The organism is Bordetella tumbae (assembly GCF_965139195.1).
Lineage (GTDB): Bacteria > Pseudomonadota > Gammaproteobacteria > Burkholderiales > Burkholderiaceae_B > Bordetella_A > Bordetella_A tumbae.
In genome coordinates this window covers 91,118-117,409 of record NZ_CBCSJH010000001.1, presented here as the reverse complement: position 1 = coordinate 117,409, position 26,292 = coordinate 91,118, and the positions used below count along the sequence as shown (strand labels likewise).

The following is a 26,292-nucleotide window of genomic DNA, read 5'->3' as shown; positions in this document are numbered from 1 at the left end:
GCTACTCGCCGACAGCAAAACGCACGGTGGCGGGCTGCCCGAGCCGCAACCGGTTTTCAGCGTCGTCGACCAGCACACGCACCTCATAAACCAGGCTGGTGCGCAACTCTTCGGTTTGTACCGACTTGGGAGTGAACTCGGCCACTGAAGAGATATAGCCGACCGTGCCTTTGACCGCCTGATCGGGGTGACTGTCCGTGAAGACCTCTGCGGCCATGCCCGGCTGGAGCTTGCCTAGATCAGGTTCACTGACATAGACGCGCACCCATTTGGGTTGAGTCAGCGCCAGGGCGAACACCGCCCTCTGAGGCGTAGCCATGTCACCCGGCTCGAGCAGCCGGGACCGGATGACGGCATCGGCTGGGGCCTTGAGCTCACCCTGCGCGATTTGATGTTCCAACAACGCCAGTTGTGCTTGCGAGACCTGCAGTTGCGCCGCGGCGGCGTCGATGTCCTCCTGGCGCGGGCCGACCTCTGTCAGGCGCAAGGCTTCCTCTTGCTCCGCCAATCTGGCCCTGGCTACCTGGACACTACTGCGAGCACGATCGAGATCCTGGGCACTGACGCCGCGTCCGTGGGTGTTGGCCGCGATACCTTGCAGACGGGTCAGATCCTGCTGCGCACGCGTGGCCTCAGCCTTCGAGGCGGCCAGCCGGCTGCGGGCCTGAGCGATCTCTTCGGGGCGAGATCCGTTCCTCAAGCGCGCCAGATTCTGCCGCTGCACGTCGATTTGCGCCCGCGCTTGGTCAGCCTGTAATTGCAGGGTACGAGTATCGAGTATGCCCAATACCATGCCTGCCTTGACGTGGTCGCCTTCATCGGCGCGCAACGCCATCACCCGGCCATTGCCGTCGAAGGCCAGCGCAATCTGCCTGATGTCCACGTTGCCGTGCAAGACCAATGTGCCGTTTGCACCGGAATCGCGGAAATACCACCACGCTCCGCCTCCTACGGCCAACACGACGATGGCCACAATGGCGATGAGGGGCTTTTTCATCCATGGCTCCAAGAGGAGAGCAGACATTAAAGTTAAATTGATTTTAAATTTATGATCGAAGAAAATGCAAGCTGTGATGCTCAGGAGATTGCACCAATGATTAAGGCCTCGCGCGGACCTCGTGCCGATGGAGAGGCGACCCGTAACCGAATACTGCAAGCCGCCGGAGCGCTATTTGCAACCACGGGCTACGCCGAGACCACCAGCAAGGAAATCGCCACCCGGGCACAGGTCGACCTGGCATCGATCAACTACCATTTTGGCAATCGCAGCGGGCTTTATCAGGCGGTGCTGGTCGAAGCGCATCATCAACTCGTCAACTATGCCGATCTTCAGCTGATCGCTGGCAGCACTGCCTCGCCGCCCCAGAAGCTGAGGACTTTCATTGGCTTGCTGGTGGACCGTGCGATTGGCCAGCCGGAAGGCTGGCATTTGCATGTGCTGGCTCGCGAGCTGCTCTCTCCGAGCTCACATCTCCAGTTGCTGTTCCAGAATGTGCTGCAGCCAAAGCTCGCAGTCGTCCGGCAGATCCTCAGCAACATTACAAATATTCCGCCAGACGACCCTGCATTAACGCGCTGCCTGCTCAGCGTTGCGGCCCCCTGTCTGATGCTGTTGGTAGGCGCGCGCGGTATCCCCGGGCCCCTGCAAGAGGCCCGCCAGATGTCACGAGATGCGATCGTGGACCATCTATGCCGCTTTTCGTTGGGGGGATTGCAGGCGATAGCCGCTCAAGTACCTCAGGATGCTACGAAGCCATGAGCGGCAGCCAACTGATTCAGACGACCTTGAGCGAAATATCCGGCAGGCCGTCAATATGCGCGACCATAATATCGCCGCGCACTACCGGACCTACGTTTTCGGGTGTGCCGGAATAAATCAGGTCACCGGCCTTCAGCTCGACGGCTTCGGACAGCTTGCTGATCTGCTCGGCCACGCTCCAGATCATTTGATTCAGATCGGCGCTCTGCTTGACTGCGCCGTTCACGGATAGAGTGATCGCCCCCTTGTCCAGCTGGCCGGTTTGGGCCACGCGATGGATAGGGCCTATGGGCGCTGACAGATCAAAGGACTTGCCGATCTCCCACGGTTTTCTCTGGTCTTTCATGTCGCCCTGCAAGTCGCGCCGGGTCATATCCAGGCCGACAGCGTAGCCATAGACATGCTGCAGCGCTTGTTCGACAGGAATGTTGCGGCCACCGCTCTGCAGAGCCGCCACCAGTTCTACCTCGTAGTGATAGTTGCGCGTGAGACTGGGGTATGGGTGATCCACGGTCTGGCCGGGCGGCACGACCTGCACCGCGTCGCTGGGCTTTTGAAAGAAGAACGGAGGTTCGCGTGTGGGATCCGATCCCATCTCACGTGCATGGGCCGCGTAGTTGCGGCCAATGCAGTAGATGCGATGAACGGGAAAAACTTCGTCACTGCCAGCGATGGGGACGGAGGGTTGCGATACGGTGAAAGGCGTACGCTGGGCAGACGTAGCGGCTACGCTGGCGCAACCGGCAGCCAGTACACCGCCAAGGGATGCGGTAGAGATCATCAAGGCGTCTCGTCGATTCATGTAGCAGTCTCCTCAGGTGATAGTTATCGTCCCGAGTGTAGATTCATGTGCCGTTCAAAAACCGGACAATTCCACGCAAGACTTGGACGCAACCTCTACTAACCCAATGCTTGCCTCTGTGCCTCGCGCCATGCGCGAGGACTGGTTCCATGCCATTGGCGAAAGCGCCGCGCGAAATAGGCCTCGTCGGTAAAGCCGCAGCGTCGCGCGACCTCGCTGATGCGTTGATTTGTTGTGAGCAAAAGCTCCTGCGCGAGTGCCAAACGCCGCTCGGTAAGCAGGTCGGTAAATGTCCTGCCAGTTTCCTTTTTGATGAGATGCGCGAGGTAATTGGGCGATAGGCTCGCAGCCTGGGCCGCTTCCGCGAGCGTGGGTTCATGCGCGAGCTCATTGCGCAGGTATCGCAAAACACGTGCCAGCGCTGCGCGACGGCTGCCCTGTTGTGCATGAGTACTCGCCAAGGCCAGCAACTCGTTTTCCCACTGCTGGCAGGTCAATGCGAGCAACTGCAGCAAACAACCACGGATGCGAGCGAGCGAGGCAAGACGGCGCGTACTGTTCTCTTGCTGCATGATCGCGATAAGCCCCAGCGCCTCGTCGAAACAGGCTTCATCAAAGGTAAAATCGAGATGCTCCTGGAATTGAAATGGCGCCAATTCGGGAGCGAGCGTGAGTGGTACATCCTCTAGATCCAATGGGTCTACATCTAGCTCGGGCCGCAAAAAACGCTGGCTGAAATTGATCACAAGCCAACGCGCGCCTGGAGGATGCAGCACCACGTGCATGCGATGCGGTAGCACGAAGCTCAACGTCCGCGCGGTGAAAGGACGTGTAATGTTTCCTACGTGGTGCTGGGTGTCCCCGGCGAGATTGACCTGGATCTGGAAATACTCATGCTTATGCGGCTGCGTGAGCGGCGCGCGCAGACTCTGGTCTCGAATGTCGAAGTCAAGATGATTTGATCGCTCCACCATCGCATAGGTGTGCATCGGGTTCCAAGTCCCTTTTAATGATTGTCGATATGTGCCTTGTGTGCCCGCTCTTTGATCATGAAAGCGGAAATCACACCGAGCACGACACCGTGAGGAGTCATCAGGGGGCTGCCAACGGCGGCTGAGCCGAGCGCCGTGAATCTTCACCCAGGTAATGCGCGTGGCGCCGGATCAGCGTTGCCATGTAATCGGCAATGGGGAGCAGCGGCGCATCACCGCGCTTGAGCAAGCTAATGCTGTAATGCGGCAGCGATTCAACGATATGCAATGCCTGGAGCGCGCCGGACAGGGCGGGCTGCTCAATCATGATACGTGGCAGCGCGCAAAGCATATCGCTCTTGACTAGCAAATTGTTCAGTGTCCATGTCATGTCGCACTGAAGCAGACGGGTCGGAGCAGGCAATCCAAGCTGCTTGAATGCCTCGAGTATTGCCGACCCTGGCCCGCGTCCCGCGGGACCTGTCAGTATCCATACACAGTCCACCAGTTCCGCGAGCGAGCGAGCGCCGCTCAGGGGGTGACCACGCCGGCATATCACGGCCAGATCGTTGTAGAACAGATGCTCTGCATCCAAATTCGATTCGCGAGTTTCCGGCACCGCCACGATAGCGAGATCGATGCTGCCTTGGAGTATGGGGCCAATGTGGTCGTAATAGGAACCGCCGAACATATCTATCTGCACCGCGGGGTATTTACGTTGGAAATCCTTGAGCACCCCTGGCATCAGAGCCACGCCAGCTGAAGGACCAACTCCTAGGACCAGTGAGCCCTCTTGTTTCCCCCGGCGCTGTGCGAGGTCTTCGATGGCTTTGCGCGATTGCGAATCAATGAGGCGAGCGTGGGCAAGTAAGGCCATGCCGTCTTCAGTCAGCACCATACCGCGCGAACGGCGTTCCAGCAGCGCGACGTGCAACTCTTCCTCAAGCAAACGGACACTCTTGGCCAATGCCGGGCCAGTAACACCTCTACTGGACGCCGCCCCTCGCAAGCTACCGATGTCCGCAATGGCAATGAAATCGCGTAATTGTTGAAGCGTCATTCGTGCTTCCAATAAGAATACTAAAAGTTTGAATACCCATATATGAGTATACCTTGAGGCACATTTTTGCTGATACCTTATCGACAACTCACGGCGGCCAGAAGCCTGTTCCGTGCAGCACTTGACGCAGGCAAGGCTGACCAGGATGAGTTCGGCTTTACCGGACATAGGGCAAAAACCAATGATCTGGAAAAGATCAGGCGTCAAGAAACAATTAACGGAGACGATGATGGCTATTTTTAAAAAACTGACGAGTGTCGCAGCTTGCGTATTGGGAACAGGCTTGTTTGCTCCATCCAGTAACGCCGGTGCAGCCGCTTATCCAGATAAGCCGGTGACGATTTATGTCGGATTCGCTGCGGGCGGTCCCACCGACGTCGTTGCGCGCCTGTTGGCAGAGGGATTGACCCACAAATTCAGGCAATCCTTTGTCATTGAGAACCGGCCCGGAGCCAGTGGGGAATTGGCGGCCAATCTACTAAAGAAAGCAACGCCAGACGGATATACGTTAATGATCGGCGCCAACGGTACGTTGTCTATCCTGCCAGCAGTGAGAAAGACCATACAGTACCAACCGCTGCGCGACTTCGTGCCGATTGCCCCTGTCGCCCGGTTTCCTTATTACCTGGCGGTTTCCAAGGAGTCGACATTCAGTACCTATGATGATCTGGTGAAGTATGGACGATCACACGCAAAAGGATTGACCTTTGGCTCTGCCGGTCCCGGGTCGGCAAATCACTTGGCCGGTGAATGGTTTGCGAAGGCAACAGGAATGGATGCCGTTCACATCCCCTACAAAGGGGATGCCGCAGCGTTGACTGACTTGATTGCCAATCGCGTTGATTTTGCATTCTTGGCGGGATCGGTCGTTATTCCGCAGGTCGAGGCTGAAAAGATTCGCCTGATCGCATCCGCCAGTTCATCGCCTGATATCGGTTTGCAAGAAATCCCGGTGCTCGGACGTGATGAGCTGCCCGGATTTACCGCGGAACCTTGGAATGGCTTGCTTGGTCCGGCGGGTTTGCCGTCGGACATCGTGCAGATATTGAATGCCGCCGTGAACGAAGTAATGACCAGCCCAAACATAAAAGAACGGCTTAAGAAGCTGGATCAGTATCCATTCACGGGCTCGGTCGACGTATTTGCCGATCACATTCGTAAGCAGTCCGCACAAACAGCGGATCTGGTCAAGACCTTGAATCTAACCATTGAGCAATAACCAAGACGGACGCGACACGGCTTACCCGACGCTATTTCAGAGAAAGCAGTGATCGCATTTACACATCGCCCGTGTGAACAGCACCGGCGATTCCTAAGGAGCAAATAGTGAAAGTAGGATTTATCGGCCTGGGCCGGATGGGCTATGCATTGGCCGCAAACCTTTTGCGCAACCGGGGTGAAGTCGTTGTATTCGATATTCAACCTGATCCAGTCAACAAGCTCGTCACATTAGGTGCAGTAGCCGGCTCCGACATCAAGAGCATGGCGCAAGACCTGGACATCATCTTTACGATGTTGCCTGGCCCGAAGCAATCCCGGGAGGTTGTACTGAGCCCGGACGGCGTACTGTCGAATATGGATGCCGGCAAAATCTTTGTCGAGCTCAGCACGATAGATATCGACACTGTTGACGAGATGGCGCGTGCAGCAGAGGCGAAAGGCATCCGCTTTGCCGATGCGCCGGTGGGACGACTCGCGACAAATGCCGATCGGGGCGAGTCGCTCTTCATGCTAGGCACGACGGACTCGAACTTCGAGGAGTTTCAATCGATCTTGCTCGACATGGGTTCCACGGTTCTCCATTGCGGCAACCCGGGCTCTGGAACTCGGATGAAGTTGATCAACAACCTCATGGTGCTCTGCTACTGCCAGTTGAATTCCGAAGCCCTGGTTCTTGCGAACTCGTTGGGCATGGATATAAAGAAGACCTTTAATGTCTTGACCGGCACCACTGCATCGAACGGCCAACTCAAGGAAAAGTGGCCGGTCAAGGTTCTGAAGGGCGATCTCTCTCCGGGCTTCGACATTGCCCTTGGGTTCAAGGATCTGACGCTTGCCTGCCAAGCAGCCCAATCGAGCGGGGTTTCTCTGCCAGTCGGAAACCTCGTTCGCAGCATGTTCCAACTCGCGCGCAATGCGGGCTATGACGGCAAAGACACCTCGTCGATGACCGAGTTCTGGGCGCAAGCCAACGACGTCCCGCCCCCCCGTTGTTAATGGATTAACACGTACGTTTTCAAGCAATCAAAAAGGGCACACATCATGAAGTACACGCAATTCATCGCCGGAGAGTTTCGACCAGGCAAATCGAACAAGCTTATTCAAGGCGTCAATCCGACGACTGGCGAGGCACTTGAGGCCTTTCCGTACGCGACCGCCACTGACGTCGAAGAAGCCATACAAGCTGCTACCGGGGCGTTCAAGAGCTGGAGAAAGACGTCTGCGCTAGAGCGCTCCTCATTACTGCGACGGGTCGCGGCACTGATGACTGAACGGACGGAAACGTTTGCCGAACAAATTTCCCTGGAACTGGGCAAACCGATCGGAGAAGCACGCAAGGAAGTCGTCACGGCATCGGAGATGTTCGAGTGGTCCGCTGAGGAAGCACGCCGGCTGTATGGCCGCACCATCCCCGCGCGAACCGCTGGCACCACGCAAACAGTGATGCTGGAGCCCATTGGCCCCGTCGCCGCTTTCTCGGGTTGGAACGCCCCCGCCATCACGCCAGCCAGAAAAATCAGCGGTGCGCTCGCGGCTGGTTGCACCGTAGTGCTAAAACCGTCCGAGGAAACCGCCGGCGTAGCGCTGCTGATCGCACAGTCCATCCAGGATGCCGGGATTCCTGCTGGCGTAGTCAATATGGTTTTCGGCGACCCGATCGAGATCGCTGACTTGCTATGCGCCTCTCCGAACATCGCGATGCTCACCTTTACCGGCGCCACATCCGTGGGCAAGGAACTGGGCACTAAGGCTGCCAAGACCCTGAAGCGGGCAACGCTCGAGTTGGGTGGTCACGCGCCAGTCATCGTCTGCGCTGACGTCGACATAGATCGTGTCGTCAAGTCGGCGGTCGCGACAAAATATAGAAACTCCGGGCAGTTCTGCGTCTGCCCGACCCGCTTTCTCGTGGACGAAGCCATATTTCCGGAGTTCTGCGAAAAGTTCGTCAATGCCGCCGCCGCACTGAAGGTCGGTGATCCCCTTGATCCCTCGACGCAGATGGGGCCCCTGAAGAACCAGCGCCGGCTCGATTCGATCGAGAGACTTGTCGACGACGCAAGCGCTCGCGGATTCAAAATTGCCACTGGAGGCCAGCGGATCGGAACGACCGGCTTTTACTACCAACCGACGGTGATTCTTCGCCCTGGGATTGAGAGCGACGTTGCCAACATCGAACCGTTCGGTCCGGTTGCCTTGCTCAGCTCGTTCAAGCATCTCGATGAAGCAATCAGCGAGGCTAACCGGCTGCCCTTTGGATTGGCCGCCTATGCCTTCACCAATCACTTGGGCACGGCGCACCGCCTGGCAAACGAAATCGAGAGCGGCTCGGTATGCATTAACGAATGGCAAGCCTCGCTGCCCGAAACACCCTTCGGCGGCCACAAGGACAGCGGACTCGGATCCGAAGGTGGAATCGAAGGCCTCCGGGAGTTCATACGAGTGAAATGTGTACGCCAGAATGCGGCGACCTGATTGACTACTAGCAGGGTCAACACCCATGCAGACTCGTGCGGATGCCATGTCATTCCCACAACAGCACGGAGACAGAAAAACATGAGTTCCATACAGCATTGCATCCCCTCTACGATGGCAATAGCATCCGCACGATCCGATAGATCCATTCGCCGAGCCGTATGGGCAGGATCGATCGGCACGCTCATCGAATACTACGACTACACCGTCTACGCGTTTCTTGCCACTACTCTCGCAATCTTGTTCTTTCCCCAAAGTGGAACGTCTGCGCTGCTTTACACCTTTGCGGTGTTTGGCGTCGCGTTTGTCGTTCGACCATTGGGCGGTATCGTTCTGGGTAGCCTGGCAGACCGCTACGGGCGCAAGCCAGCCTTGCTGGTTTCGGTCGTCGGCATGGTGGCCGCGACAACGTGCATCGGACTGCTGCCGACGTACGATCATATCGGCGTGCTTGCTCCGATACTCCTTTGCTTCCTGCGATGCGTTCAAGGCTTCGCAGCAGGCGGAGAGATGGGCGGCGCAGTCGCCTATGTAGCAGAAGTCGCCCCCGATGCTCGGCGAGCAGCCGTGACCAGCACAACGCAGATCGGATGCCTGGTCGGCACCATGGGAGGCGCGATTGCCGTCGCGCTGCTCAATTCGTCGTTGACACTCGATGAGCTCCATTCATGGGGCTGGCGTATCCCGTTCCTCATTTCAGCCCCGATGGGTGTGATTGCATTGCTGGTTCGACACAAAATGGAGGAAACGCCTGACTTTGTCCATCTCGAGAGTCAGAGCAAGGTCCAGAAAACACCCACGGTTACTCTGCTGTGCCGCTATCCGAAGGGCGTGCTGGCCATCACGGGCCTTGCATGCTGCGGGATGGCGGGGTACTACGTTGCGTTCACTTATTTTGTCACGTTCTTCCAGAAGCAGGGAATCATGTCTGCCCAAATGGCAGGCTGGTCCGCCACACTGTCGATGCTGATCGCAGCCTTGGCTATTTATCCACTCGGTATCTTGTCCGATAAGGTCGGGCGCAGACCCATGATCTTGGGCACAACGTTGTGCTTCATCGTTTTCAGCTATCCCCTCTTTATGGTGATGCAGACTTCGTTGACAGCAGCGATCCTCGCACAGATAGCCTTCGGCCTTTTTGAAGCCGCCTATCTATCGACAAACTACACGCTCTTTAGCGAGTTGCTTCCGACGAACGTGCGCACGAGCGGTATCAATCTGGGAATCAGTATTGCCGCGATTGTTGCGGGCGGTTCTGCTCCGTACGCCGCCACATGGCTCATCGCGAACACGGAATCCGCAAATTCGCCTGCTTGGATACTGATCGTGGCCGCGGCTATTTCCTTGCTCACGATGTTGCCTCAGAAGGAGACGGCAAGGACCGCCTTGCGTACCGAATAAAGAAACGCCAAAGGGCACGCTCAGTGGCCCCCTCAATGCTGGCCGTCATTTAAATTCAGTGAGTCTAAAAAATGAACTCGTCCTTGGATACGCTTGCCAACAGCGAACCACCCGTTTTGCTACCACCGCACTTGAGCCCCACGTGGTACTCGACACCCTCCGAGCCTGCTTTGGATCCGGAACGCCGCATCATTGACGCGCACTTCCACTTCTCCGATCACTGGGCTGGCTATGGGCTCGAGGACCAATTGCAGGATGCCGCGACCGGCCACCGCGTAGACGCTACGATATTCATGCAGGTTGGCTGGAAATACCGAACCAGCGGCCCGGAGCATCTCCGTCCTGTCGGCGAAACGGAAGCTGTGGTGGCATTGGCCGAAGAAGCCCTGTCACGTGCGGCAGCAACCGAAGTCGCTGCCGGAATCGTAGGCTACGCAGACTTGTGCCTGGGCGATGCGGTAGAGGAGGTTCTTGCTGCCCATGTCGAAGCCGGGAAAGGACGGTTCCGGGGCATTCGGGCCTCGGCTGCGCGCAATGAGTCTTTCAGGTTCGGGGTATTGCCTCTGCCGCCGATGGGCCTCTATTCATTTCCCGAGTTTCGGGCGGGGATACGCCGGCTGACGGCAATGAATCTTGTCTTTGATGCGTGGGTCTATCATCCCCAATTGCAGGAAGTCATTGACCTGGCACGAGCCGTTCCCGACGCCACGATTGTTCTCGACCATGTCGGAGGTATCCTCGGCGTGGGAAGCTACGCGCAACGCCGCCATGAGGCGTTCGACGAATGGCGCAAGTCGATCAAATTACTCGCAGCATGCCCGAACGTGAGCGTCAAGATTGGCGGCTATGGCATTGCCATGTTTGGCCACAAGTCTGAATCGCTGGCGTCCCCACCCTCCTCTGCTGTACTTGCCGATACCTGGCGCCCGTCGGCAGAAGAGGTTATCAATGCGTTCGGCTCAAGCCGTTGCATGTTCGAAAGTAATTTTCCTGTCGATCGCTCATCCGGAAGCTACGCCACGGTCTGGAATGCCTTCAAGCGAATCTCGGCGGCCGCCAGCGAGGATGAAAAGAACGATTTGTTCTCCGCAACGGCGGCACGCGTTTACCAGATTAAGCGTAAAAACGAGCTACTGCGAAAAGGCTACGGCTGATTCTGGACGGAAGCGTCCTGATGGCAAGTATTTTGGCAAGGCGCCTGGTCGGCACACTCAGGCCAATTGCGAGAGCAACGCTAGACTCAGCCTACATCTGGCCCCGCATCAAGAGCGAACGATGCGTCGTCACAGGCGGCGTAACCCGATGTGTTGGGGACCGAAGCAGTATCGACTGAACGCAGCAGCCGGCCTAAGTGCCCGCTGCTGGAAAATCCCAGTTCGGCGCTAACCTGCGCCAACGGTTCGCCCAGCGCGATCCGCTGACGTGCGGCTTGCGCCAGGATTCTGCGGCGCAGCGTGATGGGGGAAAGTCCGTAGGCTTCCTGGCAGGCGCGCTGGAGTGTGCGCGTGGTGGCTCCCAGCGCGCTGGCCGACGCCGCGATGGCGGGCAGCGGCAGCCCGTCTTCTAGCCGGCTACGCAGCAACGCCAGCCATTGCCGCGCCATCGGTAGTGGCGCCTGCGCCACGCGAGCCTGGGCCTGGAGGCGGTGATTGGCGTCGAGCTGGGTGATCAGCGCCGCCACCAGCATCGGCAGGGCCGCGGCCGACATGGCTGGCTTGCACAGCGCGTCGAGCATCGCCTGGGCCGCGCCGTCCAATTGCAGCACCCCAACGGCCTGGCAGGACCGCAGCAATTCGGGGGCCAGATAGAGCTCCCCATGCTGCTGCACGGCGCTCTCGGCGCGCGTGCTGTGCTCGACATGCGACGGCAGCAGCAAGGCCTGGCCGCGGACCAGCCGACTGCGGCGCCGCGCGCCTTCCTCATCGTTCCAGGCGCTGTCGAGCGCGCCAGCGCGCGGCCAGAGCAGCATGGCGCAGTCGTGCTCGTGCCAGTGAAAGGCGTAGTACGGCTGACGGCTGGCGGCGATGGCAAAGCCGGTCTGGGAGATCAGGTTCTGTTTGGACGAAAGCGGAACGGAACGCATGATGGGTCGGGCGGCGCAGTTGCCGCGCCAGCAACTGGCCGACGCAGGCGGGAATGGACATTGGACCAGTATCGACGCACACCCCGCTTTCATGCAAGCCCGGCGCCCGCGCCGCTCGGCCGCTGTCGCATGCGGGATTAATCCCTGTCGCGTCGTGGTTCGCCTGCAGGCGGGCCGGTCCCTACGATCTGAGACATTCAACCAATACAAGGGGATATTAATGATCCGCGCGTTGCCACTCGCTTTGCTATCCGCCGCCACCCTGGCTCTGCCGCCTGCTAGCGCGGCAGCCGAGTCCGTCTGGCCTGATAAACCAATCACGCTGATCGTGCCGTTCCCGGCCGGTGGTGGCACCGACCTGGTAGTGCGCACTCTGCAGCCAGCGTTGACGCGCCAATTGCAGCAGACCGTCATCATACAGAATGCGGGCGGCGCCGGCGGCACGGTGGGCACAAGTCAGGCCGCGCGCGCCAAACCTGACGGCTACACTGCGGTCGCCGTCACCACCAGCACTGTCGCACTCAGCGCCAGCCTGTACAAGAACCTGCCGTACAAGCCGGGCCAGGATTTCGACTATATCGGCTTCATCGGCACCTCGCCCTATGTGCTTGCGGCACAGCCGGCCCTGAATGCCACCACCCTGCCCACGCTAATCGCGGTACTGAAGGGCCGCAGCGTCACTTACGCTTCGGTGGGCGCCGGCACCGTGTCGCACCTGTTGGGCGAGATGTTTAAAAAAGACCAACATCTGGATCTGACGCACGTGCCCTACCGCGGCGCGGCTCCCGCCTATACCGATCTGATCGGCGGCCAGGTGGACATCATGTTCGACAATCCCGTGGGCTTGGCACCTTTCGTGCAGAGCGGCAAGCTGGTCGCCGTAGCCACTACCAGCGCTACCCCCATCCTGCCGAACGTACCGACCTTCGCCGCGCAGGGTTTGCCGGCCTACACGCAATCGCTTTGGTACGGCCTGGCGTTCCCGAAAGGCACGCCGCCGACTATCGTGCAGAAGATGAATCTTGCCCTGAACACGGTGTTGCGCGATCCGGCCATCGCGGAGGATCTCGCAGCCAAAGGAGTCGACGTTCGGCTGGACACGGCCGACGCACTGGCGCACACCGTCTCCCACGACCTCGCCTTCTGGGGCGATCTCATCACCACCCTCGGAGTCCAGTTTGACTGACCTTCATTCCCCGCGCCCGCCCGCCGAGCCTGCTGCCGGCACCGCAGCCCTGCTGCGCGTCTTCGTCGATCCTACCCAGACCACGCAAGGCGGCAACCCCGTGCCCCTGGTGCTGAACGCGCTCGGCATGACGGCTGGCGACATGCAGGCCCTGGCGGCGCACCACGGTCATGAATCGTCCTTCGTGATGCCGGCCGATCACGATGACCACCTGTGCCGGCTGCGCTTCTTCGTGCCCGGCCACGAGATGGAGATGTGCGGCCACGCTACCGTTGGGACACTCTGGGCGCTGCGGCAATGGGGACATTGGTGCACGCCCGCCACGCGGGTCCAGACCCTAAGCGGTAGCGTGGACGTCGAATGGGATGAGGCCCGCGGCCGCGCCTGGGTCTCGCAACCCGCCGTGGCCACGTCCGCGCTGACGCCGGAGCAATGCCGCTCCATCGCGGCGGTGCTACGCATCGATCCCGGGCTACCCGGCCTACACATGATCAACGCCAACACCAGCCGCGTCAAAACCCTGGTGAGGCTGCCCCACGCGGCCGTGCTGGACGCCCTGGCCCCCGATTTCAACGCCATGCACGGCCTATGCGAAGCCATCGGCTCGACCGGCCTGTATCCCTACGCACTGTCCACGGACGGTGCCAGCGCACGGCAGTTCCCCAAAGCGTCTGGTTATCCCGAGGACGCAGCCACCGGCATTGCGGCAGCGGCGTTGTGGGGCTATTTGGACAAGACCCGCGCCATTCCCGCCGGCCAGGTCTATACGGTGCGGCAGGGCATGGCTATGGGTTCGCCGTCGGCAATCCAGTTGCGCCCGCGCGGCCATGGCGCGGGCTGTTGGCTGAGTGGAGACACGCAATGGATGACGTGACCGGCGTCATCGAGTTACGGCTGGCCACCGCGGGCTGGCACTTACCGGCGCCGCCGCGCCCGCGCGGCAGCTACGCACCCTACCACCTGGCGCCTTTGGACGAGGCTAGGCTAGCCTGCGTCAGCGGCCAGGCGAGCCGCTTGGACGGCGTGCCGATCGTGGGGGTATGCCGGCCAGGACAGGACCTCGAGCCGGCCAGAGCCGCATGCGCGCAGGCGGCGTTAAGCGGCCTGGCCGCTTTGCGGCAAGCCTGCGGCGGCGACCTCGGCCGAGTGCGCGCCATCCTGCAGTTGCGCGGCTATCTGCGCAGCGGGGCAGACTTCGAGGAACACAGCGCGGTGCTGGACGGCGCCTCGCAGGTGCTCGGGACCGCCTTTCCCGACATGCCACGCCCGGCGCGCAGCGCGATGGGCGTGATTAGCCTGCCCGGCAGCGCCTGGGCCGAAGTGGAGATCACCGCCCTGATAGTCGGATGAGCCCGCGCAATCCGGCAGTGGCCCAAGGTGATTTTCCCGCTTGAGAACGGCCCACGGGCGCCCTCACTTTCGAAGAGCAAGGGATAACGATCAGCGTGGCAAGTGCCGATAAGCGGTTACTCCACCGTCACACTCTTCGCCAAGTTGCGCGGTTTATCCACATCCGTCCCACGCGCGCATGCCGTGTGATACGACAGCAACTGCAGCGGGATCGTATGCAGGATCGGCGACAACACACCATAGTGTTCCGGCATACGGATCACGTGCATGCCTTCGGCGTTGGCAATACGGCTGTCGGCATCGGCGAATACATACAGCTCACCGCCTCGTGCGCGGACTTCTTGCATGTTGGATTTCAGCTTTTCCAGCAAAGCATCGCGCGGGGCGATGGTCACGACAGGCATGTGTTCGGTGACCAATGCCAACGGGCCGTGCTTGAGCTCACCAGCAGGATAGGCCTCGGCGTGGATGTAGCTGATTTCTTTCAGCTTCAGCGCGCCTTCCAAAGCGATGGGGTAATGCATGCCGCGGCCCAGGAACAAGGCGTTTTCCTTGGTCGCAAAGCGATCGGCCCAGGCCATGATCTGAGGCTCGAGCGCGAGCACTGAACCAATCGCGACGGGCAAGTGACGCAGGGCTTTTAAATGCTCGGCTTCTTGTTCGGCATTCAGCGTGCCGCGCACTTGGGCCAAGGCCAGCGTCAACAGGAACAAGGCGGTCAATTGCGTGGTGAAGGCCTTGGTCGAGGCCACGCCGATCTCGACACCTGCGCGCGTGATGTATGACAGCTTGCATTCACGCACCATCGCGCTGGTAGCCACGTTGCAGATGGTCAGCGTGTGCTCCATGCCCAGCGAACGCGCGTGTTTCAACGCGGCCAGCGTGTCGGCGGTCTCACCGGATTGTGAGATGGTGACGACCAGCGAACGCGGGTTGGGCACGCTGTCGCGATAACGGTATTCGCTGGCGATCTCGACGGCGACGGGAATCTTTGCGACGGATTCGATCCAGTATTTGGCGGTCAAGCCGGCGTAGTAGCTGGTGCCGCACGCCAGAATGAGCAGCGAATCGATGTCTTTGAAGACCTTGTACGCCTCGTCGCCGAATAGCTCAGGCGTGATGGTCTCGATGTCCTGCAAGGTATCGCCTACCGCGCGCGGCTGCTCGAAGATTTCCTTTTGCATGTAGTGGCGATAGGGGCCGAGCTCGGCAGCACCAGTGTGCACCTGCACGGTGTGGACCTTGCGTTCTACGGGCTTGCCTTCGCTGTCGGTGATCCAGACGCGCGACAGCTGCAGGTCGACGACGTCGCCGTCTTCCAGATAGATGATCTGATCGGTGGTGCCGGCCAGGGCCAAGGCATCGGAGGCCAGGAAATTTTCGTTCTGGCCTACGCCGACGACCAAGGGCGAGCCTTGGCGTGCGCCGACCACGCGGTGCGGCTCATCACGGCAGAACACGGCGATCGCGTAGGCGCCGTGCAGGCGGCGGACGGCTTGTTGCACGGTGTCGAACAGATCGCCGTTGTACAGGTGATTGACCAGGTGAGCGATGACCTCGGTGTCGGTCTGGCTTTCGAAAACATAACCGGCGGCTTGCAGCTCGGCGCGCAGCTCGTCGTGGTTTTCGATGATGCCGTTGTGTACGAGCGCGATGCGCGGCTCATCGTTGCCGAGATGGGAAAAGTGCGGGTGGGCGTTGTGCGTGGCGGGGACGCCGTGAGTGGCCCAACGGGTGTGCGCAATGCCGGTGAAACCGGACAGTTTGTCCTGAGCGATTTGGTCACCCAGCTCGGCGACGCGCTGCGTGCTGCGCGTACGGCGCAGATGACCGTCCATGTACAGCGCGACGCCGCACGAATCGTAGCCACGGTATTCGAGCCGCTTCAGGCCCTCGACCAGGATAGGGGTGATGTCGCGCTGAGCGACGGCGCCAACGATGCCGCACATAAGGTGGACCTCCAATAATTTGGGTATGGGGCATTGTGCGCCGGATGGAATGAAATTTGATTTCCTTATTTGATTACATATGAAATCTTATTTTCTTACATAAACGTGATTAAATATATTTTCGTTTGATCGGATTTTATGAAATAAAAATGCAAGACAACGGCTCAATCCCTCTAGAACTGGATGATTTGGATCGCCGCATCCTGAATCAGCTGCAGCAGGACAGCGCGCTGACGAACCAGGAATTGGCGGCGCGAGTGCATGCGTCGCCACCGACCTGCCTGCGTCGAGTGCGGAGATTGGTGGAATCGGGAGTGATCGCACGTCAGGTGGCAATCCTGGCACCGGAGAAGCTGGGCAGCAGTTTGACGGCGATTGTGGAGATCACGCTGGATGTGCAGGCGGCCGAAAGTCTGGATGTGTTTGAACGCAGTCTGATGGACGAACCGGCCGTACAGCAATGCTATCGGGTATCGACGGGTCCGGATTTTGTCGTGATTGTGCAGGTACGCGATATGCCCGCCTATCATGCGCTAGTGCATCGGGCGTTCACGGCACAGGCGAATGTGCGCAACGTACGCACGTTTTTCTCAATGCATCGGGCAAAGTTCGAAACACGAGTCGAAGTGCCCGATGCATAGCATCGATCAGGCTCGATGTGAGGCCAGCAGCTTGTCGAACTGCGCGAGGTAGCGCCGTCCCATCTCGGTGACGTCGTGCTCGGTGCGCACGTAATCGTAAGCGCGTTGGGTGCAGTCGGCGCGAAAGGCCGCATCATCCAGGCAACGGGCCATGCCTTGCGCCATGCCTTGCACATCTCCCACCGCGCACAACACACCACGGCCCTCTGCGAGGCTTTCTTTCAGGCCACCGGCGTCGGTTGAGACTACAGGCACGCGCTGCAGAAAGGCGTCGAGCACACTGCTGCCCAGGGCCTCTTCGAGGGAACTCATGACAAAAACGTCAAAGATGCTGTAGTAGTCTTCGATGCCTTTGCGAAAACCGGCAAACAGGTAGACGTCTTGTAGGCCGAGGGCCTGGACCTCTGCCCGGGCCTGTGCCTCGCGATCGCCTCCCGCGCCAAAGTGCACAAAAACAAAGTCGTTGCGCGTGCGGGCAAGCTCGCCGACCGCACGGATCAGCGTGATGGGATCTTTGTCGTGAATGAGCGCGGCTGAGGTTGCCAAGACCTTTTTACCGTGCAGACCCAGCTCGGCGACCAAGCGCCCGACGTTGCCGGTATCGATTGTGTGCGGCTCGACAGCACTGCGAATGATGACGGGGTGCAAACCGAGACGGCGCGGCTCGGAGGCGGCCATCTCACTGATGGCGACAAAACAATCGACACGCCGCCACTTGGCGCCGGTTTTCCATTCTTCGTTGGGTTTGACCTCGAACGAGGTGCGACGGGAAAACACGACGGGACGACGATGCAAGGCCTTGGTCAGCACCGCCCAGGTCACCGTGTTGGCCGTTTGCGCGTGGATGATGTCGTAGCGCTGGCCGGCGCGCGCCAAATAGGCGAGTTGCGCAAACACGTTGCGTACGCCATGTGCGACGAAGCCGTCTTCGGTGGCGCGCGCCTGCAGCGGCGCGCCCGCACGGCACAGCACCTCTACGTCATGTCCCGCCGCGCGAAAGGCGCGCATGCAATAGAGCGTTTGACGTTCGCCGCCGCGCCAGCCTTTTTCAAAATTGAGTTGCAGGATTTTCATGCGCCGCGTCTAAGGAAGCCTATATCGGCGCATTATAGGAGGACGATGCGCCGAGGATACTCCTGCGTTTCAATCTGTCCGAAGCTTGTTGGCTCGCACTGTGTTGACGCCTATTGCCAGTGCCGCACACAGGGTTGCCAATATCAAGGCGACAGACGGTCCGTGAGCCCCGCCCATGCCAAAGGCGATAGCGACCAGCGCCGTGCCGAAACTCTGGCCAAACACGCGTGTCGTGGCCTGCATACCACCCGCGGCACCGCTGCGTTGGCGCGGGGCCGAGGACAGCATGGCACGATTATTGGGGGTTTGAAAAAAGCCGAACCCCATACCCGTGATGAACATCGCGACCATGATCCAGGTATTGCTCGCAGTGAGCGGCAAGAATGCCAAGGTGGCCAATCCCAACACCATGGCCGCCGCCCCAACGCCACTGAGCATGGCGGCGGAATAACGATCGGACATGCGGCCTGCCAAGGGCGCCACGATGGCGGTACCTACTGGCCATGCCCCCATCAACATGCCGACCTCTAGATAAGGCCGGCCCAGGATCTGTTGAAAATAAAACGGCAGTGACACAAACGAGGCCATCTGGGCCGCGAAAGTACATACCGACGCCGCTACCGCATAGGCAACCGATCGAATCCGCAACAGATCGACGGGGACCAGGGGCGCAGGTTGATGACTCACACGGCGCACCAATATGCAGCCCGCCACAATCGCTACCGCGATGAGCAACACGCCACGCCAGGCGCTGTGGCCCAGCGTGTCGACACCGGAAATAAAGACGCCGAGTGTCAACATGCAGAGCAGGGCACTGCGCCAATCGAGACGGATGTTGCTGCGGGGAACCTCGGGCAGATGGCGCAGACCAAACATGACGCCGATGCAGATAGGAAGATTGATGGCAAAGATCCAGCGCCAATGGGCGACCTCAAGTATCACCGAACCTATCGTGGGCCCCAGGACAGACATGACGGCGACGGCGGTAGCATTGATGCTGATACCACGACCGAGCATGTGCAGCGGATAGATATTGCGCACCAGCCCGCCGAACATGCACATCAGCGAAGCAGCGCCAATACCCTGCACGACGCGCGCCGCGGTCAATTGCCACAACGAGGTCGAGATCGCGCCGCAGAATGACGCCACGGTGAACAAGGCCAACCCGATCGAAAACATGCGCCGAAAACCAATGCGCTCGGACAAGGCGGACAACGGCAGCAACAGCATCACCACCGCCAGGTTGTAGGCGTTGACGACCCATACCGCCTGCGAGGGCTGCGCATTCAGGTCGACAGAAATGGTAGGCAGCGCCACATTGGCGATGGAGGTATCCAGCACCGACAGGCTGATGCCCGTCAGGACGGTAGCTGCCGCCCAATATCGCCTCGGTGTCGGCAAGCCATCAGGCAACGCAGAACGAGGACGAGGCTCCTCGCGGGGTTCCGGCTCCTCCGGTGCTGCGGCGCTCACGACTTTTTCTGGGGGCGCTGCCAGCCCTCGATCGTGCTCGGGCGCGCGCGCGGCGAGATGGTCAGTTTCCCAGCCGGTGCGTCGGTGGTTAATGTGGTGCCAGCGCCCAGCGTGGCGCCACGGCCAACACGTACCGGCGCGACCAGTTGGCTATCCGAACCGATGAACGCATCGTCCTCGATGGTCGTGCGGAACTTGTTGGCGCCGTCGTAGTTGCAGGTGATGACGCCCGCGCCAACGTTGACGCGTGCACCAACATCGGCGTCGCCGATATACGCCAAATGGTTGGCTTTGCTGTCCACGTCCAGCACACTGTTTTTGACTTCTACGAAGTTGCCTACGTGTGTGCGGTCACCCAACTGCGCGCCAGGACGCAAGCGAGCATAAGGGCCCACACGTGCGTCGCTGCCGACAACGGCCTGCTGGATATGGCTGAATGCCTCGATCTGCGTGCCGGCACCCACCGAAACGTCGCGCAAGACGCAATGCGGGCCGACACGCACGCCGTCGGCCAATTCGACCTTGCCCTCGAATACGCAGCCCACGTCGATGACCACGTCGCGTCCGCACGTCAGAGAACCGCGCACATCGAAACGTGCGGGATCAGCCAGCGTCACGCCAGCCTCGAGCAGACGGCGGGCTTGTTCTTGTTGGTAGCGGCGCTCCAACTCGGCTTGCTGCACGCGGCTGTTTACCCCCAGTGTTTCCCAGCCTGCAGCAGGCTGGGCGGCGCCTACCGGCACGCCATCGGCGACAGCCAGGCCGACCACGTCGGTCAGGTAGTACTCGCCCTGAGCATTGTTGTTGTCGATGCGGCTGAGCCAGTCCTTGAGCTTGGCCGTGGGGGCAACCAGAATGCCGGTATTGACCTCGCGAATGGCGCGCTCAGTCTCGTTCGCATCTTTGTGTTCGACGATGCGCGTGACTTGGCCCTGGTCGTTGCGGACGATACGGCCATAACCGGTCGCATCGTCCAGAATTTCGGTCAACACGGCAGCACCCTCACCGCGCGCGTCGAGCAAACGGCGCAGTGTGTCGGGCTGCACCAGCGGCACATCGCCGTATAGCACCAGCGTCACATCGTCTTTGCCGTCTTCTTGCAGGAATGGAACTGCCTGCTGAACGGCATGGCCTGTGCCTTGTTGCGGCTGCTGCAAGGCAAAGCTGAGGTCTGCGCGGCCGTCGAATGCGCCACGGACACGATCAGCGCCATGACCGACCACGATCGTAATGCGGCCGGGATTCAGTTGGCTGGCGCTATCGAGCACGTGCTCGAGCATGGGTTTGCCCGCGAGAGGGTGCAAGACTTTGGGCAGATCGGACTGCATGCGTTTACCCAGTCCGGCGGCGAGAATAACGACGTTTAGCATAGGAATTCAGAAAACAGCTTTGGGGCGACAAGCAACTCGCTCGCCGCACGATTGAATAGAAAGGTTATGACTTCGGTGCGGCGGGCGCACGTTTGGCCGCGGCTTTGCGCGGTGCACGCTTGCGAGGAGCCGCAGCCGACGCAGCGGCTGGTGCAGCGTTCGCCTGTGCAGGAGGAGCCCCGGTCGCCGTTTTAGCAGCGGCGTCGGCTGCGGCTTGCATGGCGGCGGGATCGGGCATGCTGGAGGCCGTGGCTGTCGCGATTTGGTTGAATTGCTGCTGCAGCAGATTCCACCACGCTTGCGACGCCTGGCTCATTTGATCTGCCATGCTGGCGGTGCCGACACCAGCGGATGGCGCCGATGCCTCATCGCCAGACGAAGCTGACGCCTCGGCCGTTGATGATGAGCGGGTTTCGGAACGGGAAGATGCCCCCGTCGATGCCGACGCAGGCTTGGCCGCCCCCTGAGCAGGTTTAAGCCCCAGCACGACCTCCAGGGGCGATGGCCCGTTTCCGGCGGCGCCGGTCATAAAGGAGCGCAACGTTGCGATGGTGGAACGCTGAACCTCCATGCCTTGGATGGCGCTGCTCAACATCGACAGATTCATGCGCAGCCAGCTTTCGACGGTACGCAGTTCGGCAATGCGGCGTTCGAGCTCCTCGAGATTCATCGGAGGAGCGATAGGCAACGACTGGGCCAAGCCCCCCGGGCCCGCGAGCCCCGCCCATGCCTTGCGCATCATCTCCATGCTGGCCAGCAACGGGTTACCCGAAAGGTCGCTGTCCTGCCCTAAACCAGGCAAAACAAAGGGATTGGTATTGGACGTGGACATGCAGTCTCCAGAAGGCAATGCTTAGCGTGGCAGCAGTTGGTCGTTTTCGACGCGAACGTGATCGCCGGACGCATAGGCAAACGGCTGCGAGCTGCGAAACGTACGCTTGCTGCCATTATCCATGCGCACCGTCAGCTCGTAGTGTGTCACGGTCTGTTGCTGTCTGATATTACGCTCGATTTCATGACCTGCCAAAGCGCCCCCTACGGCGCCCAGCACGGTCAGAGCGTCTTTGCCGCTGCCCCCACCGAACTGATGGCCTACTACCCCTCCGACGACGCCGCCGGCGACGGTGCCCACCACGTTATAGCCCTCATTTTTCTTGGGAACCTGGACGGTCCGTATGGTCTCGACCACACCGCAGTTCGCGCAAGTCGCCGAGGAGGCGGACGATTTACTGGCAGCAGAGGCCTGAGAGGAAGACGATTTGGACGCGCTGGCAGACTTGGCCGGCGCGGGGGCAGACGATTGTGCCTCGGCACGGCCTTGCGCGGAAGCACTAGACTGGGCGGCAGGTGAAGCGTAGGCCGCTTCGGTCTCTGCATCCGGCACAGAACCGGGCTCAGCCGCTGCTTGTTGCGCCTGAGCCTCGGCCTCGGCTTGGACCTTTGCTTCGTGCACAGGAGGCTGGCCAGTGGACTCGGCCCACGGCGTGGGAATCCAGCCAAGCAACGAAGCCACTGCGACCGTGGAAAGCACAATGACCGACACTGCTGCAGTCGCCACTAAAGGGTGCAACCGGCGGCGCGGCGTTTCGCCCGGCGTAGGAACTTGCGTATTCATCCATTGCTCCGAGAAACCTCGGCATTCATGCCGGTAAGGTAAGGGGCGCGGCCGTGAGGCTGCAAGATTGGTCTGATTCGTGCTGGTGGCTGGATAAATATCCAGTTATCTGGTTTGATGTAGATAGTATTTCGGGCATGCAAACCAAACGTGCCTACCGATTCCGGTTCTATCCGACGCCCGAGCAAGCGAGCACGCTGGCTCGTACGTTCGGTTGCGTACGTGTGGTCTACAACCACATGCTTAGTTTGCGTTCGACCGCCTGGGCTGAGCGACAAGAGCGCCTGGGGTATCACGCTACCTCTGCCGCGCTGACAGCACTGAAAAAGATGCCGGACTACGCGTGGTTGAACGAGGTCAGCTGTGTTCCGTTGCAGCAGGCACTGCGCCATCTGCAAACGGCGTTTGTCGGTTTCTTTACCAAACAAACGGGATATCCCCGTTTCAAACGCAAGGATGGCACACAATCGGCGGAGTACACCGCCAGTGCCTTTCGATGGGATGGCCGTTCGCTCAAACTGGCGAAGATGACCGAGGCGTTGCCCATTCGTTGGTCCCGTCAAATTCCCAAAGCCGCCAAGGTCACTACCGTCACGGTCAGCAAAGACGCAGCGGACCGATACTTTGTCAGTCTGCTGTGCGACGACGTTGTGGCGCAGAAAACGCCTACGTCGAGCTGTGTCGGGATAGATCTGGGACTGTCTCATTTTGCTGTGCTCTCAACAGGAGAAAAAGTCGATGCGCCACAGATCTTTCGCAAGCATGAAGTTAAGTTAGCTAAGCTACAGCGCCGCTTGGCCAGGAAACAAAAAGGATCGGCTCGCCGCGCCAAGGCGAAGCTGAAAGTCGCCAAGCTGCATGCAAAGATCGCAGACATCCGCAGGGATTTCCTGCACCAGCTTTCCACCCGGTTGATCCACGAGAACCAAGTGATTGCCGTAGAAAGCTTGTCTGTGTCCAACATGCAGAAAAACCGCTGTCTTTCCAAATCTATCGGTGATGCCGGGTGGTCGGAGTTTGTGAGGCAGCTGGAATACAAGGCCCGTTGGTATGGGCGTGAGTTCGTGCGGGTGGACCGCTGGTACCCATCGAGTAGGCGCTGCCACAGCTGTGGGTATGTTTCACCTAAGCTGCCGTTGAGCGTGCGGCATTGGTCCTGTCCGGGATGCAACGCAGACCACGACCGTGACATCAACGCGGCGCATAACGTATTAGCCGCCGGGCTGGCGGTGTTAGCCCATGGAGAAACGGTAAGACCTGAGTGCATGAGTGATGATGTACAACGGCTCGGTTCGGTGAAGTGGGAATCCCTTTCCTTTAGGGAAGGGAGCAGTCAAAAGGTGCCTCCATCGACAACACGACCCGTTATATAGCATCTGGCCGCCGTATCGGCGTGTTGCTATCGTGACGCTTTGCAAACGGTGACGGACTTGTCACGCGTCGTTCTGGGACAATACCAGCATGAACACGCCCATTTCATTGCCCGATCTCGAGCAAGCCATTAATTATTGGCGCAACCGGCTACCCTCGCAAGGCGAGGAGGCGCGTCTATGTGCCGAGGCGGCTGCCTTGGCGACGCCCTACGCGTTGATGATCATGGGACATCAGCGCGAGATCTCACCGGCCGACTTGACGCCGTCGGCGCTGGCCGCATATCAGGCGTGGCGCGCGGCACATGGGTGAAAGGGCACTTGCCCGGCACAGCATCCGCGACGATTTATCTCAAAAAAGCGAATTTATTGATATATTTGATTTCGCTTTTTTCCGATCGTCGTCACGCGAGATATGACCCTCAAACAACTGGAAGCTTTCTACTGGGCTGCAATCTGCAAGAACTTCGCCATTGCCGCCAATCGTTTGAATATTTCCGTCTCGTCGCTCTCCAAACGCATCGGAGAACTGGAGACGTCGCTGGGTGCTCAGCTCTTTAATCGCAGCGCACGCACCGCCACGCTGACGCCGTTGGGCGATCACCTGCTACCTCATGCGAAGGAGTTGCTGCGCGGGGCAGACCTGTTCATGCAGCAAGCCGGTACGCATCTGAACTACTCGGGGCGCTGCTGTTTCGGGGTGGGGGAATTGACTTCATGGACATGGATGCCGCAGTTTATCGAGGCCATTCAGCGCGATCACCCCGATCTACGGGTCGAACCCTTTGCCGATGTCGGCCATCTGGTGGAAGACAAACTGGAGGAAGGAGAGCTCGATTTCGCGATCATCGGCGGCCCGTCGTCCCGGCCTGCCATTGCGTCCAGCACGATTGGGCAAGTGGAATTCTCCTGGGTGGGCACCCCGCGCGCGCTCGGCCGGCGCGGCCCGGCGCTGCCTGCACAACTGTCAGAGCTGACGCTGGTGACGCTGCCGCAAAACTCCGGCGTCATCCGCATCCTGGACGAATGGTTGACCCAAAACCGGCTCGCCCCCGGGCGTACGCTGTCGTGCAACAGCTGGGGGGCAGTGGCGGGCATCATCCGCCAGGGATTGGGCGTAGGCTTTTTGCCAAGCGCCTGGGCGCAGTTGCTCTGTCAACGTGGCGAAATGGTGCCGCTCGCGGAGTTTCCGCCCCTCACGCCACTGCAGTACTGCTTTGAATGGCGGCGCGACGATACCCGGCCCATGCTGGAGAGCATGCGCAAGCTGGCTGTGGAGACCATCGATTTTCATGCCCCCAGTTGCATGATTTGAGTCGGTTGCGTGAGAGTGGGCCTTCGATGCGCACTTTTCCTATATTTGTTTCCTAAAAGCGTTTTATTTTTTGGAAAAATATTCGCTTTATTTCACAACAAGAGTTTCGTACAGTCGTCTGCATGTTAAAGGACGGTTGAGAATGATGCCTCTTGTTTGCCGGTTGGACCTGTGGGTCAATCCGATTTTTGATGACCTGATCGCGCAATCGGCCAAGCTATCGGTATTGCCGGCCCGCGGCAACAATGATCACACGCTATCCCAGCTGCAGCAGGCTCATGCCTATCTGGCCTCCGCCGCCAAGGATGAGCTCCCCCGGGAATGGTTTGTCTCACGCGAGTTACTGCGCGATTGTCCGAACCTGCTGTGTGTCTCTTCCTCGGGAGCCGGCTACGACACCATCGACGTGGCCGCCTGCACCGAGGCGGGTGTAGCGGTCGTGAACCAGGCTGGCATGAATGCAGATTCGGTTGCCGAACACACGTTTGCCTTGTTGCTGGCCGTGCAGCGGCGCATCGTGCTGTCTCACCAGCAATTGCGCACAGCGACGGGCTTTAGCCGTGAATCGCTGATGGGTCATGAAATACGGGGCACCTGCATCGGCCTGATCGGTGTCGGCGAAATTGGCCGCCGGGTCGTTCGGATCGCACAGGGCTTTGGCATGCGTGTCTGCGCCTATGACCCGTTGCTGGATGAGACGGCGATCCGCGAACGCGGAGCGGAACCGATGGATCTGGACACACTGTTGGCCAATGCAGATGTCGTGTCGCTGCATTGCCCGCTCAATGCCCAGACACGCGGGATGTTCAGCACAGCCCAATTTGCCGCCATGAAGCCCGGATCGGTATTTATCACTACGGCCCGTGGCGGCATTCATGACGAGGCCGCGCTCAATGCAGCCCTGTCCAGTGGCCACTTGGCGGGTGCCGGCCTGGATGTGTGGGATCAGGAACCGCCGGGCAACGACGCCCCGCTGCTGCTGCATGACAACGTCGTAGGCAGCTTTCATACGGCGGGTGTGACTCACGAAGCACGGCGCAACGTCGCACGAGGGGCCGCCGAGCAACTCGTCATGATGCTGCGCGGAGAGCGGCCGCCACGCCTGTTAAACCCCGATGTCTGGCCACGATTTCTAGAGCGCCTTGGCCAGCATCCATTCTGAAAACGAGCGGGATATCCG

25 protein-coding genes are annotated in these 26,292 nt (G+C 59.9%); 14 read left to right on the top strand and 11 right to left on the bottom strand.

The genetic code is table 11. The features are described from left to right. Position 1: 1 nt before the first annotated feature. On the bottom strand, positions 2–997 hold the full coding sequence (locus ACNA0J_RS00590; RefSeq protein WP_415815367.1) for an HlyD family efflux transporter periplasmic adaptor subunit: 996 nt from the start codon (positions 995–997) through the stop codon (positions 2–4). Positions 998–1,093: 96 nt separating this feature from the next. Here ACNA0J_RS00590 and ACNA0J_RS00585 point away from each other — a divergent pair, with 96 nt between their 5' ends. Beyond that, complete coding sequence (locus tag ACNA0J_RS00585) at positions 1,094–1,759, top strand: TetR/AcrR family transcriptional regulator (RefSeq protein WP_415815365.1); 666 nt, start codon at positions 1,094–1,096, stop codon at positions 1,757–1,759. A 16-nt stretch (positions 1,760–1,775) separates the two neighbouring features. On the opposite strand, the gene ACNA0J_RS00580 is transcribed toward ACNA0J_RS00585, so the two are convergent. The 3 genes from ACNA0J_RS00580 to ACNA0J_RS00570 all read right to left on the bottom strand — a co-directional run bounded on the left by ACNA0J_RS00580 (position 1,776) and on the right by ACNA0J_RS00570 (position 4,592). Beyond that, positions 1,776–2,561, bottom strand: coding sequence for a fumarylacetoacetate hydrolase family protein (locus ACNA0J_RS00580; RefSeq protein WP_415815363.1), 786 nt, complete (start codon positions 2,559–2,561; stop codon positions 1,776–1,778). Positions 2,562–2,659: 98 nt separating this feature from the next. After that, complete coding sequence (locus ACNA0J_RS00575) at positions 2,660–3,550, bottom strand: helix-turn-helix transcriptional regulator (protein ID WP_415815361.1); 891 nt, start codon at positions 3,548–3,550, stop codon at positions 2,660–2,662. Between the two features lie 103 nt (positions 3,551–3,653). Beyond that, positions 3,654–4,592 carry a LysR substrate-binding domain-containing protein gene (locus tag ACNA0J_RS00570; protein WP_415815359.1) on the bottom strand — a complete coding sequence of 313 codons (939 nt, stop codon included), beginning with the start codon at positions 4,590–4,592 and terminating at the stop codon, positions 3,654–3,656. A gap of 112 nt (positions 4,593–4,704) precedes the next feature. Here ACNA0J_RS00570 and ACNA0J_RS00565 point away from each other — a divergent pair, with 112 nt between their 5' ends. The 5 genes from ACNA0J_RS00565 to ACNA0J_RS00545 all read left to right on the top strand — a co-directional run bounded on the left by ACNA0J_RS00565 (position 4,705) and on the right by ACNA0J_RS00545 (position 10,840). Beyond that, entirely contained in the window at positions 4,705–5,811 is a 1,107-nt protein-coding gene (locus ACNA0J_RS00565) for a Bug family tripartite tricarboxylate transporter substrate binding protein (protein ID WP_415815357.1), read from the top strand. Between the two features lie 107 nt (positions 5,812–5,918). Then, positions 5,919–6,809 carry an NAD(P)-dependent oxidoreductase gene (locus ACNA0J_RS00560; RefSeq protein WP_415815355.1) on the top strand — a complete coding sequence of 297 codons (891 nt, stop codon included), beginning with the start codon at positions 5,919–5,921 and terminating at the stop codon, positions 6,807–6,809. Positions 6,810–6,854: 45 nt separating this feature from the next. Beyond that, on the top strand, positions 6,855–8,285 hold the full coding sequence (locus tag ACNA0J_RS00555; protein WP_415815353.1) for an NAD-dependent succinate-semialdehyde dehydrogenase: 1,431 nt from the start codon (positions 6,855–6,857) through the stop codon (positions 8,283–8,285). Positions 8,286–8,366: 81 nt separating this feature from the next. Continuing rightward, the gene (locus ACNA0J_RS00550) at positions 8,367–9,686 is read left to right on the top strand and encodes an MFS transporter (RefSeq protein WP_415815351.1); all 1,320 of its coding nucleotides are present in this window, start codon (positions 8,367–8,369) and stop codon (positions 9,684–9,686) included. Positions 9,687–9,757: 71 nt separating this feature from the next. Beyond that, entirely contained in the window at positions 9,758–10,840 is a 1,083-nt protein-coding gene (locus ACNA0J_RS00545; protein ID WP_415815349.1) for an amidohydrolase family protein, read from the top strand. A gap of 86 nt (positions 10,841–10,926) precedes the next feature. Here the strand turns inward: ACNA0J_RS00545 and ACNA0J_RS00540 are convergent, their stop codons facing one another. Then, positions 10,927–11,862 (bottom strand): AraC family transcriptional regulator, encoded by a 936-nt coding sequence (locus tag ACNA0J_RS00540; protein WP_415815347.1) that lies wholly within the window; start codon positions 11,860–11,862, stop codon positions 10,927–10,929. 127 nt (positions 11,863–11,989) lie between these two features. On the opposite strand from ACNA0J_RS00540, the gene ACNA0J_RS00535 reads away from it, so the two are divergent. Genes ACNA0J_RS00535 through ACNA0J_RS00525 form a run of 3 tightly spaced genes read left to right on the top strand, consistent with a single transcriptional unit; the run spans position 11,990 to position 14,305 of the window. After that, the gene (locus tag ACNA0J_RS00535; RefSeq protein WP_415815345.1) at positions 11,990–12,955 is read left to right on the top strand and encodes a tripartite tricarboxylate transporter substrate-binding protein; all 966 of its coding nucleotides are present in this window, start codon (positions 11,990–11,992) and stop codon (positions 12,953–12,955) included. Then, positions 12,948–13,829: a PhzF family phenazine biosynthesis protein gene (locus tag ACNA0J_RS00530; protein ID WP_415815343.1), complete on the top strand. Its 882-nt coding sequence runs from the start codon at positions 12,948–12,950 to the stop codon at positions 13,827–13,829. Before ACNA0J_RS00535 ends, ACNA0J_RS00530 begins: the two co-directional genes overlap by 8 nt. Then, positions 13,796–14,305 (top strand): RidA family protein, encoded by a 510-nt coding sequence (locus ACNA0J_RS00525; protein ID WP_415815341.1) that lies wholly within the window; start codon positions 13,796–13,798, stop codon positions 14,303–14,305. Before ACNA0J_RS00530 ends, ACNA0J_RS00525 begins: the two co-directional genes overlap by 34 nt. A gap of 116 nt (positions 14,306–14,421) precedes the next feature. Here the strand turns inward: ACNA0J_RS00525 and glmS are convergent, their stop codons facing one another. Continuing rightward, positions 14,422–16,254, bottom strand: coding sequence for a glutamine--fructose-6-phosphate transaminase (isomerizing) (gene glmS / locus ACNA0J_RS00520; protein ID WP_415815339.1), 1,833 nt, complete (start codon positions 16,252–16,254; stop codon positions 14,422–14,424). A 149-nt stretch (positions 16,255–16,403) separates the two neighbouring features. On the opposite strand from glmS, the gene ACNA0J_RS00515 reads away from it, so the two are divergent. After that, a complete protein-coding gene (locus tag ACNA0J_RS00515) occupies positions 16,404–16,895 on the top strand; it encodes an Lrp/AsnC family transcriptional regulator (RefSeq protein ID WP_415815337.1) in 492 nt (163 codons plus the stop codon). A 6-nt stretch (positions 16,896–16,901) separates the two neighbouring features. Here ACNA0J_RS00515 and ACNA0J_RS00510 read toward each other — a convergent pair whose 3' ends face one another. The 5 genes from ACNA0J_RS00510 to ACNA0J_RS00490 form a co-directional block, all read right to left on the bottom strand. Then, positions 16,902–17,969, bottom strand: coding sequence for a glycosyltransferase family 4 protein (locus tag ACNA0J_RS00510; RefSeq protein ID WP_415815335.1), 1,068 nt, complete (start codon positions 17,967–17,969; stop codon positions 16,902–16,904). A 69-nt stretch (positions 17,970–18,038) separates the two neighbouring features. Further along, positions 18,039–19,442, bottom strand: coding sequence for an MFS transporter (locus ACNA0J_RS00505; protein ID WP_415815333.1), 1,404 nt, complete (start codon positions 19,440–19,442; stop codon positions 18,039–18,041). Next, the gene (glmU, locus tag ACNA0J_RS00500) at positions 19,439–20,812 is read right to left on the bottom strand and encodes a bifunctional UDP-N-acetylglucosamine diphosphorylase/glucosamine-1-phosphate N-acetyltransferase GlmU (RefSeq protein WP_415815331.1); all 1,374 of its coding nucleotides are present in this window, start codon (positions 20,810–20,812) and stop codon (positions 19,439–19,441) included. Before glmU ends, ACNA0J_RS00505 begins: the two co-directional genes overlap by 4 nt. Before the next feature lie 64 nt (positions 20,813–20,876). Continuing rightward, entirely contained in the window at positions 20,877–21,644 is a 768-nt protein-coding gene (locus ACNA0J_RS00495; RefSeq protein WP_415815329.1) for a PhaM family polyhydroxyalkanoate granule multifunctional regulatory protein, read from the bottom strand. A gap of 21 nt (positions 21,645–21,665) precedes the next feature. After that, positions 21,666–22,427, bottom strand: coding sequence for a glycine zipper 2TM domain-containing protein (locus tag ACNA0J_RS00490; protein WP_415815327.1), 762 nt, complete (start codon positions 22,425–22,427; stop codon positions 21,666–21,668). Between the two features lie 137 nt (positions 22,428–22,564). Here ACNA0J_RS00490 and ACNA0J_RS00485 point away from each other — a divergent pair, with 137 nt between their 5' ends. From ACNA0J_RS00485 to ACNA0J_RS00470, 4 genes are all read left to right on the top strand, one after another. Continuing rightward, on the top strand, positions 22,565–23,800 hold the full coding sequence (locus ACNA0J_RS00485; RefSeq protein WP_415815325.1) for an RNA-guided endonuclease TnpB family protein: 1,236 nt from the start codon (positions 22,565–22,567) through the stop codon (positions 23,798–23,800). An 88-nt stretch (positions 23,801–23,888) separates the two neighbouring features. Further along, the gene (locus ACNA0J_RS00480; RefSeq protein ID WP_415815323.1) at positions 23,889–24,110 is read left to right on the top strand and encodes a DUF3717 domain-containing protein; all 222 of its coding nucleotides are present in this window, start codon (positions 23,889–23,891) and stop codon (positions 24,108–24,110) included. 102 nt (positions 24,111–24,212) lie between these two features. Beyond that, the gene (locus ACNA0J_RS00475; protein ID WP_415815321.1) at positions 24,213–25,112 is read left to right on the top strand and encodes a LysR family transcriptional regulator; all 900 of its coding nucleotides are present in this window, start codon (positions 24,213–24,215) and stop codon (positions 25,110–25,112) included. A gap of 142 nt (positions 25,113–25,254) precedes the next feature. After that, entirely contained in the window at positions 25,255–26,274 is a 1,020-nt protein-coding gene (locus ACNA0J_RS00470) for a hydroxyacid dehydrogenase (protein WP_415815319.1), read from the top strand. Positions 26,275–26,292: the final 18 nt, after the last annotated feature.

Excerpts from the sequence above, each read along its gene's own strand:
- ACNA0J_RS00590 (WP_415815367.1), bottom strand. The coding sequence starts at position 997 with ATGAAAAAGCCCCTCATCGCCATTGTGGCCATCGTCGTGTTGGCCGTA.
- ACNA0J_RS00585 (WP_415815365.1), top strand. The coding sequence starts at position 1,094 with ATGATTAAGGCCTCGCGCGGACCTCGTGCCGATGGAGAGGCGACCCGT.
- ACNA0J_RS00580 (WP_415815363.1), bottom strand. The coding sequence starts at position 2,561 with ATGAATCGACGAGACGCCTTGATGATCTCTACCGCATCCCTTGGCGGT.
- ACNA0J_RS00575 (WP_415815361.1), bottom strand. The coding sequence starts at position 3,550 with ATGCACACCTATGCGATGGTGGAGCGATCAAATCATCTTGACTTCGAC.
- ACNA0J_RS00570 (WP_415815359.1), bottom strand. The coding sequence starts at position 4,592 with ATGACGCTTCAACAATTACGCGATTTCATTGCCATTGCGGACATCGGT.
- ACNA0J_RS00555 (WP_415815353.1), top strand. The coding sequence starts at position 6,855 with ATGAAGTACACGCAATTCATCGCCGGAGAGTTTCGACCAGGCAAATCG.
- ACNA0J_RS00550 (WP_415815351.1), top strand. The coding sequence starts at position 8,367 with ATGAGTTCCATACAGCATTGCATCCCCTCTACGATGGCAATAGCATCC.
- ACNA0J_RS00545 (WP_415815349.1), top strand. The coding sequence starts at position 9,758 with ATGAACTCGTCCTTGGATACGCTTGCCAACAGCGAACCACCCGTTTTG.
- ACNA0J_RS00540 (WP_415815347.1), bottom strand. The coding sequence starts at position 11,862 with ATGAAAGCGGGGTGTGCGTCGATACTGGTCCAATGTCCATTCCCGCCT.
- ACNA0J_RS00535 (WP_415815345.1), top strand. The coding sequence starts at position 11,990 with ATGATCCGCGCGTTGCCACTCGCTTTGCTATCCGCCGCCACCCTGGCT.
- glmS (WP_415815339.1), bottom strand. The coding sequence starts at position 16,254 with ATGTGCGGCATCGTTGGCGCCGTCGCTCAGCGCGACATCACCCCTATC.
- ACNA0J_RS00515 (WP_415815337.1), top strand. The coding sequence starts at position 16,404 with ATGCAAGACAACGGCTCAATCCCTCTAGAACTGGATGATTTGGATCGC.
- ACNA0J_RS00510 (WP_415815335.1), bottom strand. The coding sequence starts at position 17,969 with ATGAAAATCCTGCAACTCAATTTTGAAAAAGGCTGGCGCGGCGGCGAA.
- glmU (WP_415815331.1), bottom strand. The coding sequence starts at position 20,812 with ATGCTAAACGTCGTTATTCTCGCCGCCGGACTGGGTAAACGCATGCAG.
- ACNA0J_RS00495 (WP_415815329.1), bottom strand. The coding sequence starts at position 21,644 with ATGTCCACGTCCAATACCAATCCCTTTGTTTTGCCTGGTTTAGGGCAG.
- ACNA0J_RS00490 (WP_415815327.1), bottom strand. The coding sequence starts at position 22,427 with ATGAATACGCAAGTTCCTACGCCGGGCGAAACGCCGCGCCGCCGGTTG.
- ACNA0J_RS00485 (WP_415815325.1), top strand. The coding sequence starts at position 22,565 with ATGCAAACCAAACGTGCCTACCGATTCCGGTTCTATCCGACGCCCGAG.
- ACNA0J_RS00480 (WP_415815323.1), top strand. The coding sequence starts at position 23,889 with ATGAACACGCCCATTTCATTGCCCGATCTCGAGCAAGCCATTAATTAT.
- ACNA0J_RS00475 (WP_415815321.1), top strand. The coding sequence starts at position 24,213 with ATGACCCTCAAACAACTGGAAGCTTTCTACTGGGCTGCAATCTGCAAG.
- ACNA0J_RS00470 (WP_415815319.1), top strand. The coding sequence starts at position 25,255 with ATGATGCCTCTTGTTTGCCGGTTGGACCTGTGGGTCAATCCGATTTTT.